This is a genomic window from Luteimicrobium sp. NPDC057192, assembly GCF_042670205.1.
GTDB lineage: Bacteria > Actinomycetota > Actinomycetes > Actinomycetales > Cellulomonadaceae > Luteimicrobium.
This window is the reverse complement of sequence record NZ_JBHUWD010000047.1, coordinates 15093-30018: the sequence shown is the minus strand read 5'-3', so window position 1 is coordinate 30018 and position 14926 is coordinate 15093. Positions and strand designations below refer to the sequence as shown.

The 14926-nt window shown below is 74.3% G+C and carries 17 protein-coding genes; 10 read left to right on the top strand and 7 right to left on the bottom strand.

Annotated elements, in window-relative coordinates:
• Positions 1-40: 40 nt before the first annotated feature.
• Entirely contained in the window at positions 41-1171 is a 1131-nt protein-coding gene (locus tag ACFT5B_RS17920; protein ID WP_386800536.1) for a tyrosine-protein phosphatase, read from the bottom strand.
• A 101-nt stretch (positions 1172-1272) separates the two neighbouring features.
• Between ACFT5B_RS17920 and ACFT5B_RS17915 the strand changes: the two genes are divergently transcribed.
• The 3 genes from ACFT5B_RS17915 to ACFT5B_RS17905 are packed head-to-tail and all read left to right on the top strand — an operon-like array spanning position 1273 to position 3769.
• Positions 1273-1938: a nicotinamide riboside transporter PnuC gene (locus ACFT5B_RS17915; protein WP_386800535.1), complete on the top strand. Its 666-nt coding sequence runs from the start codon at positions 1273-1275 to the stop codon at positions 1936-1938.
• Positions 1935-2873, top strand: a complete 939-nt coding sequence (locus tag ACFT5B_RS17910; RefSeq protein WP_386800534.1) for a phosphoribosylaminoimidazolesuccinocarboxamide synthase — start codon at positions 1935-1937, stop codon at positions 2871-2873. Before ACFT5B_RS17915 ends, ACFT5B_RS17910 begins: the two co-directional genes overlap by 4 nt.
• Before the next feature lie 14 nt (positions 2874-2887).
• The gene (locus ACFT5B_RS17905; RefSeq protein WP_386800533.1) at positions 2888-3769 is read left to right on the top strand and encodes a fructosamine kinase family protein; all 882 of its coding nucleotides are present in this window, start codon (positions 2888-2890) and stop codon (positions 3767-3769) included.
• Positions 3770-3839: 70 nt separating this feature from the next.
• Here ACFT5B_RS17905 and ACFT5B_RS17900 read toward each other — a convergent pair whose 3' ends face one another.
• Positions 3840-5858, bottom strand: a complete 2019-nt coding sequence (locus tag ACFT5B_RS17900) for an adenylyl cyclase (protein ID WP_386800532.1) — start codon at positions 5856-5858, stop codon at positions 3840-3842.
• 220 nt (positions 5859-6078) lie between these two features.
• On the opposite strand from ACFT5B_RS17900, the gene ACFT5B_RS17895 reads away from it, so the two are divergent.
• The 5 genes from ACFT5B_RS17895 to ACFT5B_RS17875 all read left to right on the top strand — a co-directional run bounded on the left by ACFT5B_RS17895 (position 6079) and on the right by ACFT5B_RS17875 (position 8963).
• Positions 6079-6381, top strand: coding sequence for a hypothetical protein (locus ACFT5B_RS17895; protein ID WP_386800531.1), 303 nt, complete (start codon positions 6079-6081; stop codon positions 6379-6381).
• A gap of 74 nt (positions 6382-6455) precedes the next feature.
• A complete protein-coding gene (gene purS / locus ACFT5B_RS17890) occupies positions 6456-6743 on the top strand; it encodes a phosphoribosylformylglycinamidine synthase subunit PurS (RefSeq protein WP_284293196.1) in 288 nt (95 codons plus the stop codon).
• Positions 6740-7465 (top strand): phosphoribosylformylglycinamidine synthase subunit PurQ, encoded by a 726-nt coding sequence (gene purQ, locus ACFT5B_RS17885; protein WP_386800530.1) that lies wholly within the window; start codon positions 6740-6742, stop codon positions 7463-7465. The genes purS and purQ overlap by 4 nt, the downstream gene beginning before the upstream one ends.
• A 15-nt stretch (positions 7466-7480) precedes the next feature.
• On the top strand, positions 7481-8281 hold the full coding sequence (locus ACFT5B_RS17880) for a phosphotransferase (protein ID WP_386800529.1): 801 nt from the start codon (positions 7481-7483) through the stop codon (positions 8279-8281).
• 25 nt (positions 8282-8306) lie between these two features.
• Positions 8307-8963, top strand: a complete 657-nt coding sequence (locus ACFT5B_RS17875) for a hypothetical protein (protein WP_386800528.1) — start codon at positions 8307-8309, stop codon at positions 8961-8963.
• On the opposite strand, the gene ACFT5B_RS17870 is transcribed toward ACFT5B_RS17875, so the two are convergent.
• Positions 8941-9585, bottom strand: coding sequence for a DUF1345 domain-containing protein (locus ACFT5B_RS17870; protein WP_386800527.1), 645 nt, complete (start codon positions 9583-9585; stop codon positions 8941-8943). The two genes, ACFT5B_RS17875 and ACFT5B_RS17870, sit on opposite strands and share 23 nt — an antisense overlap.
• A gap of 72 nt (positions 9586-9657) precedes the next feature.
• Complete coding sequence (locus tag ACFT5B_RS17865; RefSeq protein WP_386800526.1) at positions 9658-10221, bottom strand: type 1 glutamine amidotransferase domain-containing protein; 564 nt, start codon at positions 10219-10221, stop codon at positions 9658-9660.
• Between the two features lie 179 nt (positions 10222-10400).
• Between ACFT5B_RS17865 and ACFT5B_RS17860 the strand changes: the two genes are divergently transcribed.
• Positions 10401-11576 (top strand): MFS transporter, encoded by a 1176-nt coding sequence (locus ACFT5B_RS17860; protein WP_386800537.1) that lies wholly within the window; start codon positions 10401-10403, stop codon positions 11574-11576.
• On the opposite strand, the gene ACFT5B_RS17855 is transcribed toward ACFT5B_RS17860, so the two are convergent.
• Positions 11552-12373, bottom strand: a complete 822-nt coding sequence (locus tag ACFT5B_RS17855; protein WP_386800525.1) for an MBL fold metallo-hydrolase — start codon at positions 12371-12373, stop codon at positions 11552-11554. The genes ACFT5B_RS17860 and ACFT5B_RS17855 overlap by 25 nt on opposite strands.
• A gap of 36 nt (positions 12374-12409) precedes the next feature.
• On the opposite strand from ACFT5B_RS17855, the gene ACFT5B_RS17850 reads away from it, so the two are divergent.
• Positions 12410-13051 carry a maleylpyruvate isomerase N-terminal domain-containing protein gene (locus tag ACFT5B_RS17850; protein WP_386800524.1) on the top strand — a complete coding sequence of 214 codons (642 nt, stop codon included), beginning with the start codon at positions 12410-12412 and terminating at the stop codon, positions 13049-13051.
• 79 nt (positions 13052-13130) lie between these two features.
• Here the strand turns inward: ACFT5B_RS17850 and ACFT5B_RS17845 are convergent, their stop codons facing one another.
• Positions 13131-14420, bottom strand: coding sequence for an O-succinylhomoserine sulfhydrylase (locus ACFT5B_RS17845; protein WP_386800523.1), 1290 nt, complete (start codon positions 14418-14420; stop codon positions 13131-13133).
• Positions 14417-14854, bottom strand: coding sequence for a rhodanese-like domain-containing protein (locus tag ACFT5B_RS17840; RefSeq protein ID WP_386800522.1), 438 nt, complete (start codon positions 14852-14854; stop codon positions 14417-14419). Before ACFT5B_RS17840 ends, ACFT5B_RS17845 begins: the two co-directional genes overlap by 4 nt.
• Positions 14855-14926: the final 72 nt, after the last annotated feature.

The following is a 14926-nucleotide window of genomic DNA, read 5'->3' as shown; positions in this document are numbered from 1 at the left end:
CGCCCTCCCGCGCGGGAGGGCGCCCTCGGCGTTCGTGACGTCAGCCCTCGAGGAGCTGCGCCTCGAGCGCGCGCTGCTGGCCGCGGTTCACCGCGATCCCGTTGCGCAGGTACGCGTCCCACGAGCCGAAGGCCCGCTGGACCTCGTCGAAGCCCGCGGCCAGGTACTCGGCCCGCACGTCGAGGAGCGGCTTGTAGATCGCGGCCGCGGCGGCGGGGAGCTGCGCGAGCGCGGCGGCGTTCGCCTCGGCGCGGTAGGTGTTGCTCAGCAGGTAGTCGGCCCGGACCGTCGATCCGGGCACGCCCAGCGTGGTGAGCAGCGCGGCGGCGCCCCAGCCGGTGCGGTCCTTGCCGGCGGTGCAGTGGAAGACGACGGCGCCACCCGAGCTGACGGCGTCGAACAGCTGGGTGTAGGCGGCCTTCGCGGAGGCGCTCGAGACCATGCTGCGCTCGCCCTCGACCATGAGCTGGGCGGCGGCGTCGGCGGAGGTGGGGTTGAACGTCGAGCCGATCGAACCGCCGAGCACGTCGGCGACGACGAGCTTCGCGCCGCTCGGGACGCGGTCGGGGGCGGCGGCACGCTCGTCGGCGGTGCGCAGGTCGACGTCGGTGCGGATGCCGAGGCGCCGCAGCTTCGCGAGGTCGGCGTCGGTGAGCTTGTCGAGCGCGTCGGACCGGTACACCTTGCCCATCGCGACCCACTGGCCGTCGGTGGTGCGGTAGCCGCCCAGGTCCCGGAAGTTCACGGTGCCGTCGAGCCGGACGAGCCGGTCGGCGAGGGTCAGGGACTCGCCGCGGTCGGGCACGAGCTCGAACCAGCGGCGGTCGGCGGGCGCGCTGATTCGGACGGTGACGCTGCCCGAGCCGGCGCCGCGCGCGACCACGTGGCGCGTGTCGACGCGGTGCTGCGACGTGCCGGTGTACAGCGCGACGGACCGGACCCCGGGCGCGGCCCAGGTGATCGTGAAGGTGCCGTCGCCGTGATCGGTGACGGTCGCTGCCGTGAACGGCACGGCGTGCTGCGCGGCCTGCTCGTGCGCGTGCGCGGCCTGCGCGTGCCCGACGGCGGCGGGCGCGGGGTGCGCGGACGCGGCGGTCGGGGCGACGAGCCCGAGGAGCAGGACGGAGGCGACGGCGGAGGCGGCGACGGCGCCGGTGCGGGTTCTCTTCATGGGCCGCGACGGTGCCCGGGGCAAGCGACCTGGGCGTGAACGCGCCGTGTGCGGTGGCCGCCCGGCGCGTGAACTCTCGCGCCGGTGCGAGGATTCTCCCGATGAACGCGTTGCACTGGCTGAACGAGCAGTTCAGCTTCTTCGGCCTCCCGGTCTACTGGTCGGACTTCCTCGGCAACATCCTGGCGCTCGCCACGGTGTGGCTGGCGCTGCGACGCTCGATGGCCGCGTGGCCGGTGCAGATCCTCGGGTCCGTGCTGCTCCTGATCGCGAGCCTCAACGTCCATCTCGCCGGCAACGCGGCCCGCCAGGTCGTCATCATCGCGTCGGCGTCGTGGGGGTGGGCGACGTGGCGGCGCACCAAGGAGCGGACGGGAGCGATCGACGTCCGGTGGGCGACCTGGACGGAGCGCGCCGTCCTGGCCGCCGTGATGGTCGGCGGGACGCTCGCGTTCGGGGCCCTGCTCAAGGCGACGGACGCCTCGTTCTACCCCGGGGCACCGTGGTGGATGGTGCTCGCCGACGCGTGGATCTTCGTGGGCTCCGTCACCGCCATGTACGCGCAGGCCCGCCGGTACGTCGAGTTCTGGTTCGTCTGGCTGGCCGTCGACCTCGTCGGGGTCCCGCTCGCGATCCACTCGGAGCTCTACTTCTCCGGGATCGTCTACGGGATCTTCTTCGTGCTGGTCCTCGTGGGCATCCGGGACTGGGCCGCGCGAAGCGCGCGCCCGGCGATCTCGCCGCGCCGTGGAACACTGAGCGCGTGACCGAGACCCTCACGCTCCCCGGCTGGCGCCACACCTACTCCGGCAAGGTCCGCGACCTGTACGAGCCGGACCTCCCGGCCCTCGGCGGGGTGCATCCGCTGGGCGACGTCGTCCTGGTCGTCGCGAGCGACCGGATCAGCGCGTACGACCACGTGCTCGCCACCGAGATCCCCGACAAGGGCGTCGTCCTCACGCAGCTCAGCCTGTGGTGGTTCGACCGTCTCGCCGGCGTCGTCCCGAACCACGTCGTGAGCACGGAGATCAGCGCGGAGCCGGGCGACGGCCTGGTCCCCGACGTCGTGGCAGGGCGGGCGATGATCTGCCGCCGCCTCGACATGTTCCCGGTCGAGTGCATCGCCCGCGGCTACCTCACCGGCTCCGGCCTCGCGGACTACCGCCGCACGGGCGAGGTGTCGGGGATCGCGCTGCCGGACGGCCTCACGGACGGCTCGCGCCTCCCGGAGCCGATCTTCACGCCGTCGACCAAGGCCGAGGTCGGCGAGCACGACGAGACCGTCACGCTCGACCAGGTCGCCGCGACGATCGGCGCCGACGACGCGGCCCACCTGCGGGACCTGACGCTCGCCGTCTACGGGCGGGCCGAGGAGCTGGCCCGCGAGCGGGGGATCGTCCTCGCGGACACCAAGCTCGAGTTCGGGCGCACCGCCGACGGGACGGTCGTCCTCGGCGACGAGGTCCTCACCCCGGACTCCTCGCGCTTCTGGGACGCGACGACGTGGGAGCCCGGGCACGCGCAGCCCAGCTTCGACAAGCAGTTCGTGCGCGACTGGCTGACGTCGCCGGCGTCGGGCTGGGACCGCGCGTCGGGCGCCGAGCCGCCCGCCCTGCCGGACGACGTCGTGCAGGCGACGCGTGACCGGTACCTCGACGCGTACGAGCGGCTCACGGGCAGCCCCCTCGAGCAGGGGCGCTAGGCCGGCTGGTGGCGGTGCCCGAGCCCACCGCCCTGCTGCTCGCGCGGCTGCACGCCGCCGGGCTGACCGACGTCGTCGCCGTCGAGCGGGCCGAGGGCGGCCTGGCCGCGACGGCCGGTCTCGCGCGGCGGGCGGACGGTACGACGCTCTTCGTGAAGACGTTCGACGACGCCCCGGCGGACGACGTCTTCCTCGTCGAGGCCGAGGGCCTCGACGTGCTCCGGACGCTCGGCGGGGTCGCGACGCCCGAGGTGGTCCTCGCGTCGCCGGACCTGCTCGTGCTCGAGACGCTCGCGCCGCGGCCCCGCGACGCGGCGTTCTGGGAGCGGTTCGCGCACGAGCTCGCCCTTCTCCACAGCGCGACGACGCACGACCGGTTCGGGTGGCACCACGACGGCTGGCTCGGCCGCCGCAGGCAGCTCAACACGTGGGAGGACGACGGCTTCACGTTCTTCGCGGAGCACCGGCTGCTGCGCTGGCTGGGGGAGTCGCGCGTCGACGCGGCGCTCGGCCCGGAGGGACGCGCGGCGCTCGAACGGCTCTGCGGCCGGCTCCCCGAGATGCTGCCCGTCCGGCCGGCGTGCCTCACGCACGGCGACCTGTGGGCGCAGAACGTCCTGGCGACCACCGACGGCGCACCGGCGCTCATCGACCCCGCCGTGTCGTACACGTGGGCCGACGTCGACCTCGCCCACCTGTGGACCACGGCGCCGCCGCCCGAGGCCGCCGGCTTCTTCGCCCTCTACGCCGAGCTCACCGGGCTCGACGACGGGTGGCGCGACCGCATGCCGATCGTCCAGCTCCGTCAGCACCTGGCGGTCATCGCCCAGTTCGACGACGACTGGGGCGCCGCGGGGATCGTGCGCGACACGCTCGCCCCGTTCCGGCGGCGCTGAGCGCGGCCCGGCGCGCCGACGGCGCGGCCACCCCCGCAGGGAGCGACCGCGCCGCCGTACGGCCTCCTCGTCAGCCGGCCGCGGGGTACCGCTCGAGGTACGTCGTCGAGTCGCCGTTCGACCCTGCGACGGCGGCCTTGCCGGCGTCGTTCACGACGTGGTTGATCCCGCCGACCCCGTTGAGGAACCGGGTCACGGCGTGGGTGAACGTGACGCCCGGCGTCGTCGGGGCCGTGATCGCGGACTCCAGCCGGATGTCCGAGCCGTCGTTGCGGGTGGGGTCGAAGAACGAGTAGATCCCGAGCCCGTACGCGGTGTGCTGCTTCACGCCCGGAGCGACCGCGTACGAGGCGTAGCCCTTGCGGGTGCCGTCCATCCACGCGGACTGGGTGGGCGGGTCGTACGGGATCTCCGACTGGTAGAAGACCGTCGTGCCGTCCTCGCCGTTCCACACGACCTGCTGCTTCTGGTAGTGCTCGACGAACAGGCCGGTCGCGGTCACGTGCGCGCCGTTGACCACGAGGCCGTGGTCCGCGGTGTTCTTGTCCCAGCCGACGCCCGCGCCGTGGTCCGCGCGCCACGACCAGATGTCGTCGAGGAGCGTGTACGGCGTGTTGACCTCGATGGCCGTCGTGACCTTGCCCTCGTGCGCGCCGCCGACACGGACGAACACGTCGGACAGCGTCGTCGGGTCGGACGCGTCGCCCTTGCGGCCGTCGCGCGGACCGATCTGGACGAGGACGTCGGACTTGACCGCGCCCGCGTCGACCGTGATGCCCGAGATCTTGATCCCGGCGACGTTGCTGGTGACGAGCGCGGGCGAACCCGTCGTCGGGGACAGCGTCGCCATGCCGAGACCGAGGACGACCTGGTCGGCACGCGTGACGCGGAGCGCGTCCTCGAGCGAGTAGACGCCCGGCGTGAGGATCAGGTCCATGCCCTTGCGGAGCTGCTTGTTGATGGTCGCCGCGGTGTCACCGGGGTGCGCGACGTAGACGTCGGACAGCGGGACCGTCGTGCCGGTCTCCGTGCCGTCGGCCCAGGCGGGGCCGCTGCTCGCGGTCCGCGCGTCGGGCACGAAGATGCCGTAGCCGTCCTTCGCGGTCCAGGTGAGGAACGGCGCGTCCCGGCTCACGGGCGTCTTCGGGACGACCGTGTACGCGGGGTTCGGGTAGGCGAGCTGGTCCGCGGTGACCTTGCCCGACGGCGTCGTGAACAGGGCGTCCGCGTTCACGCCCGACAGCACCTGGTTCCAGACGGCGCCGTCCCACGTCCCGAGCTGCGTGTCCTGGGTGTACCACTGCTGCTGGGAGCCCGAGGTGATCGTCCCCGAGACGCGCGAGTCGGACAGGTACCCGCCCGACGAGAATCCGCCGAACCGCGGGAACACCGACAGGTTGCCCGTCACGTCGAGGCGACGCAGGGGCGCAGCCTGCGAGACCGCCCAGCGGAGCTGGTGCGCGTCGGCGATGCCCTCGCCGCTCGTGGCGCCGAGGTCGTCGGGGCCGCTCGCGTAGCAGACACCGGGCACGCCGGTGTCGCCGGGCACGGGCTGCTGGATCGGGTTGATCTTGACGTTCGACAGCGAGCGCCAGAAGTTGGTGAGGGCGCTGTCGCCGCCGTCCCAGTTGTCCCACGGGCAGTGGGTGGCCGGCGGGATGCCCTCGGCGTGGATCGCGCCGTTGATGGTGACGTCGTCCGGGTTGGCGCCGAGCCCCGCGACCGTCTCGTAGTAGCCGACCTGGCCGTTGACGACGCCGGTCGCCGTGCCGGGGTTGTCCTGGCCGGCCGCGCTCCCGTACGTGCCGGGCTTGAAGAAGAACGCGTGGCGGTCGGTGCTGAACTCGCCGTAGCCCTGGGCGGCGGCGAGCGCCGCGTTGATCTGGTCGGTGGACATGGACGGGTCGAAGATCGTGACGTTCGGCCCGAACGGGTTGTCCGCCGCGGGGGTGGACGGCTTCGCGAGCGCCGCGCCCCCCGACGTGACGAGGGCGGCCCCGGCCAGGCCGGACGCCGCGATCATCGCGGCGACGCGGGTGGCCCGCCGTTCGCTGCGCCCGCGACGTGCGCGGTCGTGCTTCGTGGTCATTCTCGTGTTCTCCTTCGAACGCGAGCACCGTGCTCTGCCCGTGGCTCCGTGCCGAACAGGAGGGCTCGATGGACTCCGGTCAGCGGCCCGGGTGCGTCTCCTGAGCTCGGAGCCTCGTGCCACTGTGCGTCACCGTAGGGCCTGCGCGTCGTTCGCGCCAGACGCCGGACGCTCGCCGCCGTCTAGGGTTCGTCGCACCGGCATGCAGAGGAGGTCGTCGATGGTGTTGCCGTCCCGCGAGGAGGTCCGCCGGCAGCTCGTCGGACTGGCCCGCGGTGAGAGCGAGCCGGACGCGGTCGAGTGCTGGGCCGACAAGGCGATCGCCGTGGCGGAGGCCGACGATCCGTCCCGCCCGGCCTGGGATGACGTCGTCTGGGACGCGCTCGTCGTGCTCAGCGGCGCGGCGCTGGAGATCGCTCCGGCCGTCAGGCTTCACGGCCTGCTCGACTACGCGGCGTGGCTCCGCGACTTCGACGAAGGGGCGGCCCGAGGCCCGAGCCGATCGGGCCCTGCGCGCCGGTAGACTGGGCACGGATCCCCGCCGCCCCGTGCCCGTCCGGCGCTCCTGCCGGCGGCGCCCCCCTCGAAGGAGCCCCTGTGGGACGCGTAGTCGTCGACGTCATGCCCAAGCCCGAGATCCTCGACCCGCAGGGGAAGGCCGTCGCCGGCGCCCTGCCGCGACTGGGCTTCGACCAGTTCGTGAGCGTCCGGCAGGGCAAGCGCTTCGAGCTCGAGGTCGAGGGCGACGTCACGCCCGAGGTGCTCGACGCCGCGCAGCGCGCCGCCGAGACGGTGCTGTCGAACCCGGTGATCGAGGACGTCGTCCGCGTCGCCGACATCGAGGCCGACGCCGCAGCGACGGTCGAGTCCGAGGGCCTCGCGTGAGCACCGCCGAGGCCGGCGCGCAGGGCCTTCGCGTCGGCGTCATCACCTTCCCCGGCACGCTCGACGACCGCGACGCCGCGCGCGCCGTCCGGCTCGCGGGTGCCGAGGCCGTGTCCCTGTGGCACGGTGACGCGGACCTGCACGGGGTCGACGCGGTCGTCCTGCCGGGCGGGTTCTCGTACGGCGACTACCTGCGGGCCGGGGCGATCAGCAGGTTCGCGCCCGTCATGGAGAAGGTCGTCGACGCCGCGCACGGCGGCCTGCCCGTCCTGGGCATCTGCAACGGTTTCCAGGTCCTCACCGAGGTGCACCTGCTGCCCGGCTCGATGATCAAGAACGACCACCTGTCGTTCATCTGCCGTGAGCAGCCGCTCATCGTCGAGAACGCGTCGACGGCCTGGACGAACGAGTACGAGCAGGGCCAGCGCATCGTCGTCCCGCTCAAGAACCAGGACGGCCAGTACGTCGCCGACGAGCACACCCTCGACGAGCTCGAGGGCGAGGGCCGGGTCGTGTTCCGCTACGACGGCTGGAACCCGAACGGGTCACGCCGCGGGATCGCGGGCGTCACGAACGAGCGCGGGAACGTCGTCGGGCTCATGCCGCACCCCGAGCACGCGGTCGAGGCCGGCTTCGGCCCTGCCGCGGCGGACGGTCCGCGTGCCGGCACGGACGGCCTGGCGTTCTTCACCTCGGTCCTCGCGCACCTCGTCGCCGCCTGAGCGTCGACTGCTGACGTGACGGGCGTCGACGCCTCTCCGCACGTACCGAGCGACCTCGCCGGCGCGCCCGCGCCCGACGTCGCCGTGCCTGCGGTCGTGACGCGCCTCGCCGCGGGCGACGTAGTCGCCGCGGTGTGGGAGAACGCCGTCGGCGGGCTGACGTTCCGCCTCGGTGACGGGCCGCGGGCGCGGTTCGTGAAGTGGGCGCCCGCGACGGACCGGGCCGCCGAGCTCGACCTGGCGGCCGAGGCCGAGCGCCTCGCGTGGGCGGGGCGGTTCACCCCCGTCCCGCGCGTCCTCGACGCCGGCACCGACGACGACGGCGCGACCTGGCTCGTGACGGCGGCGCTCGCGGGCGAGAGCGCGGTGAGCGAGCGGTGGCGGTCGGACCCGCGCACCGCGGTCCGAGCGATCGGGGAGGGCTTGCGCGCCCTGCACGACGCCCTGCCCGTCGCCGAGTGCCCGTTCGACTGGGGCGTCGCGTCGCGCGTCGCCCGGGGGCGGACCCGCCCCGACGCGGACCCCGCGCTCCTCGACCGCCTGGCCGCCGAGGCCCCCGAGCCGGAGCGCCTCGTCGTGTGCCACGGCGACGCGTGCGCACCGAACACCCTCCTGGGCGACGACGGCCGCTGGCTCGCCCACGTCGACCTCGGGACGCTCGGCGTCGCCGACCGCTGGGCCGACCTCGCCGTCGCGACGTACAGCACCGGGTGGAACTACGGGCCGGGCTGGGAGGACGAGCTCCTCGCCGCCTACGGCACCGGGGCCGACGTCGACCGCACCGCCTACTACCGGGCGCTGTGGGACGCGACCTGACCGCGTTTCGATTAGCGTCGGTCCCATGACGCGTGGGGGCCGGGTCCGGGCATCGGTGGTCGCCGCCGGGGCTGTGGGCGCCGCGGTCGCGGTCGCGCTGCTGGCGGGCTGCGCCGCGGGCTCGGGCGGCTCGTCGGACCACTGCGTCATCGACGCCGCCGGGTACACGTCGCTGCAGAGCCTCGACACCTTCACGGACGCGGTCGTCCGCGGGCACGTCATGGACGACGCGGCCCAGGCCAGCCAGGAACCGCCGGACGAGTCCCACGCGACGGTCATGGAGATGTTCCACGTGACCGTCGACGACGTCGTCGCCGTGCGGCCGGGCGAGCCCCGCCTGAACGACGGGCAGCAGCTCGAGGTCATGATCCCCGTGATCGACCCCCAGGGCTGCGCCGCGACCGACACGACGCCGACGGCCGGCTACCAGGGCTTCCCGCTGGAGTCGGAGATCCCGGGCCGCGACGCGGACGTCGTCCTGTTCCTCGGTGGTGGGCCGGACCGCACGGACGGCGCGGTGGCTGTGCGGACGGCGCTCGGCTACGCGTCCGTCGGGCCCGACGGCGACGGCAGCAACGCCACGTTCCACGCGACTCCCGGCGGCCTGCGCGGTGCGGTCATCCCGCTCGAGGACGTCGTCGCGGCCGTGAAGACGGACCTCACAGCCCCGCGACGAGGTTGATGAGGGCCGCGAGGATCACCGTGCCGAACAGGTACGACAGCAGCGCGTGCCCGAGCGCGAGCCGCCGGATCGCGGACGACCCGACGTCGGTGTCGGAGATCGCGTAGCTCATCCCCACCGTGAACGCGACGTACGCGAAGTCGGAGTAGCGCGGCGGCTCGGTCTGGTGGAAGTCGATGCCACCCTGCGGCTCGCCGTAGTACCGCCGCGCGTAGCCGAGCGCGAGCAGCGTGTGGACGGCGGCCCAGGACGACACGACGCTCAGCACCGCGACCGCGGCTGCCCACGCCTTGCTGCTCACGTTGGAGCCCAGCAGCACGAACGCGACGCCGACCAGGCTCGCGAGCGCCGCCAGGACGACGATGGCGTGCGTCGCGGTGCGGGTCGGCTCCTCGCGCGTCGCGTGGGCGGCGGTGCTGGCGGCGTCCATCGGCCAGACCGTCGCCCACGTCCACACGACGAACGACAGCGCGACCGTGCACCAGGCGAGCAGCACCGCGAGCCCGACGGGGAGCACGAGCCCGCACAGGGCGCCGACGACGACCCCGGTCAGCGCGCCGACCGTGAGACGCGCCGCGGGGGAGACGCGGTCGCGGGGCCCCGCGACGTCGGGGGAGGTCACGGGGCCAGTCAAGCATCCGGGCCGGGTCGCCCGGGTGTGCCGCGCGGGCGTTCCGTCAGGGTGCGCGGGGCGTCAGCCGGCGCCGAGGAGGTCGTCGATCGCGGCGAGGAAGTCGTCGAGGTCGCCGGGGTCCCGCGAGGTGACGAGCGGGTACCGCGTCTCGTCGCGGACGACCGACGTGTCCGTCCACGACGCGACCCCCGCGTTGCGCAGGTCCGTCTGCAGCGAGGCGTACGAGGTCATGTCCTTGCCCTCGACGACGCCCGCCGAGACGAGCGCCCACGGGCCGTGGCAGATCGCGGCGATGGGCTTGCCGGCGTCGGCGAACGCGCGGACGACGTCGAGCGCGTCGGAGTCGAGGCGGAGGCTGTCCGCGTTGAGGGTCCCCCCGGGGACGAGCAGCAGGTCGTAGTCGTCGGGGTCCGCCTCGGCGATCGTCGTGTCGGGGAGGACGACGCGGCCCGGGTCCTTGTCGCCCACTAGCGTCTGGACCGGGTCGGCCGAGACGGCCGCGACGGTCACCTGGGCGCCGTCGTCACGCAGGTGCTCGACGGGCACGACGAGCTCGTCCTGCTCCACCCCGTAGTTTGTGACGATCGCCAGCACGCGGCGGCCGTCGAGGTCGGCGTCAGGCATGGTGCGCTCCCTTCGGTGTGGTGTTCTTCACCGTAGGCACGGTCCGTGGTCGGTCGCACCGCCGACGGCGTTAGCGTGGACGGGCATCCCCCGCCACGGAAGGACGACCCACCACGGAACCCGCAGCAGCGCCGTCGTCGTGGGAGGGGCACACCCGGGGGTCCCGCGGGTACCGGCGCATCCTGGTCGCGCTGTTCGCGGCAGGGGTGGCGACGTTCGCGCAGCTCTACTCGCTCCAGGGCGTGCTCCCGCTGCTCGCGTCGGACCTGCGGGTGAGCGCGCCTCGCGCCGCCCTCACCGTGTCGGCCGCGACGCTCGGGCTCGCGGCCGCCGTCGTGCCGTGGTCCGCGGTGGCGGACCGGTGGGGGCGCGTGCGGGCCATGAGCGTGAGCACCGTGGCGGCGACGGTGCTGGGTCTCGTCGTGCCGCTCGTCCCCGGGCTCGGGCCGTTGCTCGTCGTGCGGTTCTTCGAGGGTGCCGCGCTCGCGGGGCTGCCCGCCGTCGCGGTCGCGTACCTCGCGGAGGAGGTGCACCGGCTGCACGTGCCGGGCGCCGCCGGCACGTACGTCGCGGGCACGACGATCGGTGGGCTGCTCGGCCGGCTCGTCGCCGGGCCGGTCGGCGAGGCGGTGGGCTGGCGGTGGGGCGTCGCGACGGTCGCGTTCCTCGCGGCCGCGGCGACGGCCGTCTTCCTCACGCTCGTCCCGCCGGCGCGCCGATTCGCGCCGGCGCCGCGCGGCACGGGCCCCGGGCTCGCCGCCAACCTCCTCGCGAACCTCCGGCGCCCCGACATGCTCGTGCTCTTCTGGCAGGGCTTCGCGCTCATGGGCGGGTTCGTCGCGGTCTACAACTACCTGGGGTTCCGGCTCGAGAAGGCGCCGTTCGACCTCCCGCAGACCGCGATCAGCCTGCTCTTCCTCGCCTACCTCGCCGGGACGGTGTCGTCGCGGGCGTCCGGGCGCCTCGTCGAGCGGCTCGGGCGGCGGACGGCGCTCGTCGGGTCCGTCGCCGTCGAGCTGGTCGGGCTGGCGCTCACGCTCGTCCCGTGGCTGCCGGTCGTGCTCGTCGGGCTCGTGGTCTTCACCGCCGGGTTCTTCGGGGCGCACGCTGTCGCGTCGGGGTGGACGGGGCAGCGTGCGCCGCAGGGCCGGGCCCAGGCGACGAGCCTGTACAACCTCTTCTACTACGCGGGGTCGAGCGTGGTCGGCTGGCTCGCGGGGTATGCGTTCGCGTCCCACGGGTGGGGCGCGCTCGGGGCCCTCGTGGGCGGGCTCGCGGTGTCGGCCGCGGTGCTCGCGGCGCTCGTCCTGCGACCCCTGCCGGCTGCCGGTCAGTCCTCGCCGCGGGCGAGGTAGGCGAGCTGCACGCGGACGCTCTGCTCGGCCGCGGGGAGCAGCCCGGGTCCGGCGTCGGGATACACCCGCCCGACGACGGCGCTCACCACCGCGTCGTCCGTCACGGCCCGCAGGCCGAGGGTGTCGAGCGCGGCGCGCACCTCGTCGAGACGCTCGAGCCGGTGCGCCCGGTACGCGGCGACCCGCACGGCGAGGTCCTCGATCACCGGCCCGTGGCCGGGGAGGCCGACGACAGGCGGTCCCGAGAAGGCGCACACCGCGGCGAGCCGGTCGAGGGAGGCCAGGTAGTCGCCGAGGTCGCCGCCGTCCCGTTCCATGAGGACGGTGCTTCCGGCCCCGAGGACGGTGTCGCCCGTGAGGATCGCGCCCGCCGCGGTGTCGTCAGGGAGGTGGAGGCTCACCGAGTCCGACGTGTGCCCGGGCGTCATGACGACCACGACCCGCAGCCCGTCGACGTCGAGCACCTCACCGTCCTGCAGCGGCGCCTCACCCGGCGAGCAGAGCTCGGGCAGCGCGGCGCGCAGCGGCGCTCCGACCGCCCCGGCGAACAGCGCTGCCCCGGCCGTGTGGTCGGCGTGCCGGTGCGTCACGACGACGCCCGCCACCCAGCCACGACCGTCGCCGAGCGCGACCTCCGCGACCCTCGCGAGGTGGGCTGCGTCGTCGGGCCCGGGGTCCACCACGAGGCAGCCCCGCGCGCCGGGGGCGCGGAGCACCCAGGTGTTGGTGCCGTCGAGGGTCATGGGGCCGGGGTTGTCGGCGCGGACGAGGGTCGAGGCAGGAGTCGTGGTCGTCACGGTCCCATCCTGGCCCGGGCGCGGGAGGATGGGGCCATGACTATCGCGTCGCCCGACCAGGCCGAGCTCTACCTCGCCCGCATCACCGACTCGCAGCGCCGTCTGCTCGACGACCTCGACCTCGAGCCGCTCGACCCGAAGACGCCGACGCGCCTGCCCGGCTGGACCGTCGGCCACCTGCTCACGCACGTGGCCCGGCACGCCGACGCGACGGCGCGGATGGCCGTGGCCGCAGCGATCGGCGTGACGACGGAGAAGTACGTCGGCGGGGGAGCGGGGCGGGCCGCGGAGATCGAGGCGGGCGCCGGCCGGGACTGGGGCGCGCTCGTCGCGGACGTCGAGGTCAGCGCGGTCGCGTGCGACGTCACGCTCGCCGCGCTCCCGGACGAGGTGTGGGCCGGTGAGGTGTCGACGCCGCAGGAGAGCTACCCGGCGATGCGGCTCCTGATGTCGCGGTGGCGCGAGGTCGAGGTGCACCGGCTCGACCTCGGCGGCGACCACCACAGCGGGCAGTGGCCGGGCGACTTCGCTCGCACCTTCCTGCCCGACGAGCTCACGCTGCTCCCGACGCGCGCGCCGGGCGTCGCGGTGCCCGACGGGCTCGCGGACCACGAGGTCCTCGCCTGGCTCCTGGGCCGCGGCGGGCCGGACCTCCCCGAGCTGCCCGCCTGGGGCTGAGCCCCCGCCCATCTCGCGACGTACCCCGGCATCCGGTGCACGTCGCGAAGTAGACGGGATGCCGGGGTACCTCGCGGGGTCAGCGGGCGGCGAGCGCCTGCTCGACGTCCTCGATCAGGTCGAGCGGGTCCTCGAGGCCCACGGACAGGCGCACGGTCGTCTCCGCGATCCCGACGGCGGCCCGCCCCTCCGCACCGAGCTTGCGGTGCGTCGTGGTGGCGGGGTGCGTGATGAGGGACTTCGCGTCGCCCAGGTTGTTCGAGATGTCGACGACCTGCAGCGCGTCGAGGAACGCGAACGTGCGCTTCTTGGCGTCGTCGGGGTCGGTACCCTCGGGGACGTCGAGGTCGAACGTCACGACGGTGCCGCCGCCGGTCTGCTGCGCGCGGGCCAGCTCGGCCTGCGGGTGCGAGTCGAGGAACGGGTAGCGCACACGCCCGACGCCGGGCAGGGACTCGAGCGCGGTCGCGACCCGGAGCGCGGCGTCGTTCTGGGCACGGACCCGCACCGGCAGGGTCTCGAGGCCCTTGAGCAGCACCCACGCGTTGAACGCCGACAGCGACGGCCCCGTGTTCCGGACGAACGTCTGGACCGGCCCCTCGAGGAACTCGGCCGTCCCGAGGATCGCGCCGCCGAGCACGCGGCCCTGCCCGTCGATGTGCTTGGTCGCCGAGTACACGACGACGTCGGCGCCCAGCTCGAGCGGCTTCTGCAGCACGGGCGTCGCGAACACGTTGTCGAGCACGACGACGGCGCCCGCGCGGTGCGCGAGGTCGGTCACCGCGCGCACGTCGACGAGGTCCTGCATGGGGTTGGACGGCGTCTCGAAGAAGACGACGTCGGCGGGGGTGGCGAGCGCCTCCTCCCACTGCGAGAGGACGTGCCCGTCGACGTAGTCGACCTTGACGCCCCACTTGGCGAAGATCTCCTCGTAGATCACGACGGTCGAGCCGAACAGCGCGCGCGCGGACACGATGCGCGACCCCTGCCCGACGAGCGCCGCGAGCGCCGTGAAGACCGCCGACATGCCGGACGCGGTCGCGTAGCAGGCCTCGGCGCCCTCGATGAGGCGCAGGCGCTCCTCGAACGTGTGGACCGTCGGGTTGCCGTACCGGGAGTAGACGAAGCGCTCCTGCTCGCCCTTGAACGCGGCCTCGGCGTCCGCGGCGGAGTCGTAGACGTAGCCCTGCGTGAGGAACAGGCCCTCGGACGTCTCGGCGTAGTCGGACCGGCGGTGGCCGCCGCGGACGGCGAGCGTCGCGGGGCGCGCGGTCGCGGGGAGCGGGCCGCGGCCCGACCCGCCGAAGAGGACCTCGTTGGCCCGGGGCCCGGTGGGGACGCCGCCCTCGGGGAGCGGGGACGGGCTCACTGCTGCTTCCAGGGGAGGCCGGCGACCTTCCAGCCCTCGCGGTTGCGCACGCCGTCGAGCCCGGGCGCGCCCTCGAAGCCCTCGAGGACGTTGTACGAGGGGCCGATCCCGGCCTGCGTGGCGAGGCGGGCGGCGCCGATGGAGCGCTGGCCGGAGCGGCACAGGAACACGACCGGGCCCGCGCCCGCCTCGACGCCGGCCGCGGTGAGCTGGTCGAGGAACGCGGGGTTGGGGCGGCCGTCGCCCGTCACCCACTCGTCGAACACGGTCTCCTTGCCGAGCTCGGCGGTGTCGGGGACGCCGATCGCGCGCCACTCGCCGTCGGTGCGGACGTCGACGAGCACGGCGGACGGGTCGTCGCGCAGCAGGTCCCACGCCTGCTGGGGGGTGATGTCGCCGGCGTAGCCGTCGGCGGGTCGGGCGGTCACGCTCATGGGGGGCCTCCTTCGGCGCGTCGCGCACGACGCGCGCCATCGGTCGTGGCGTTAGCACCCTCGACCGGGCCT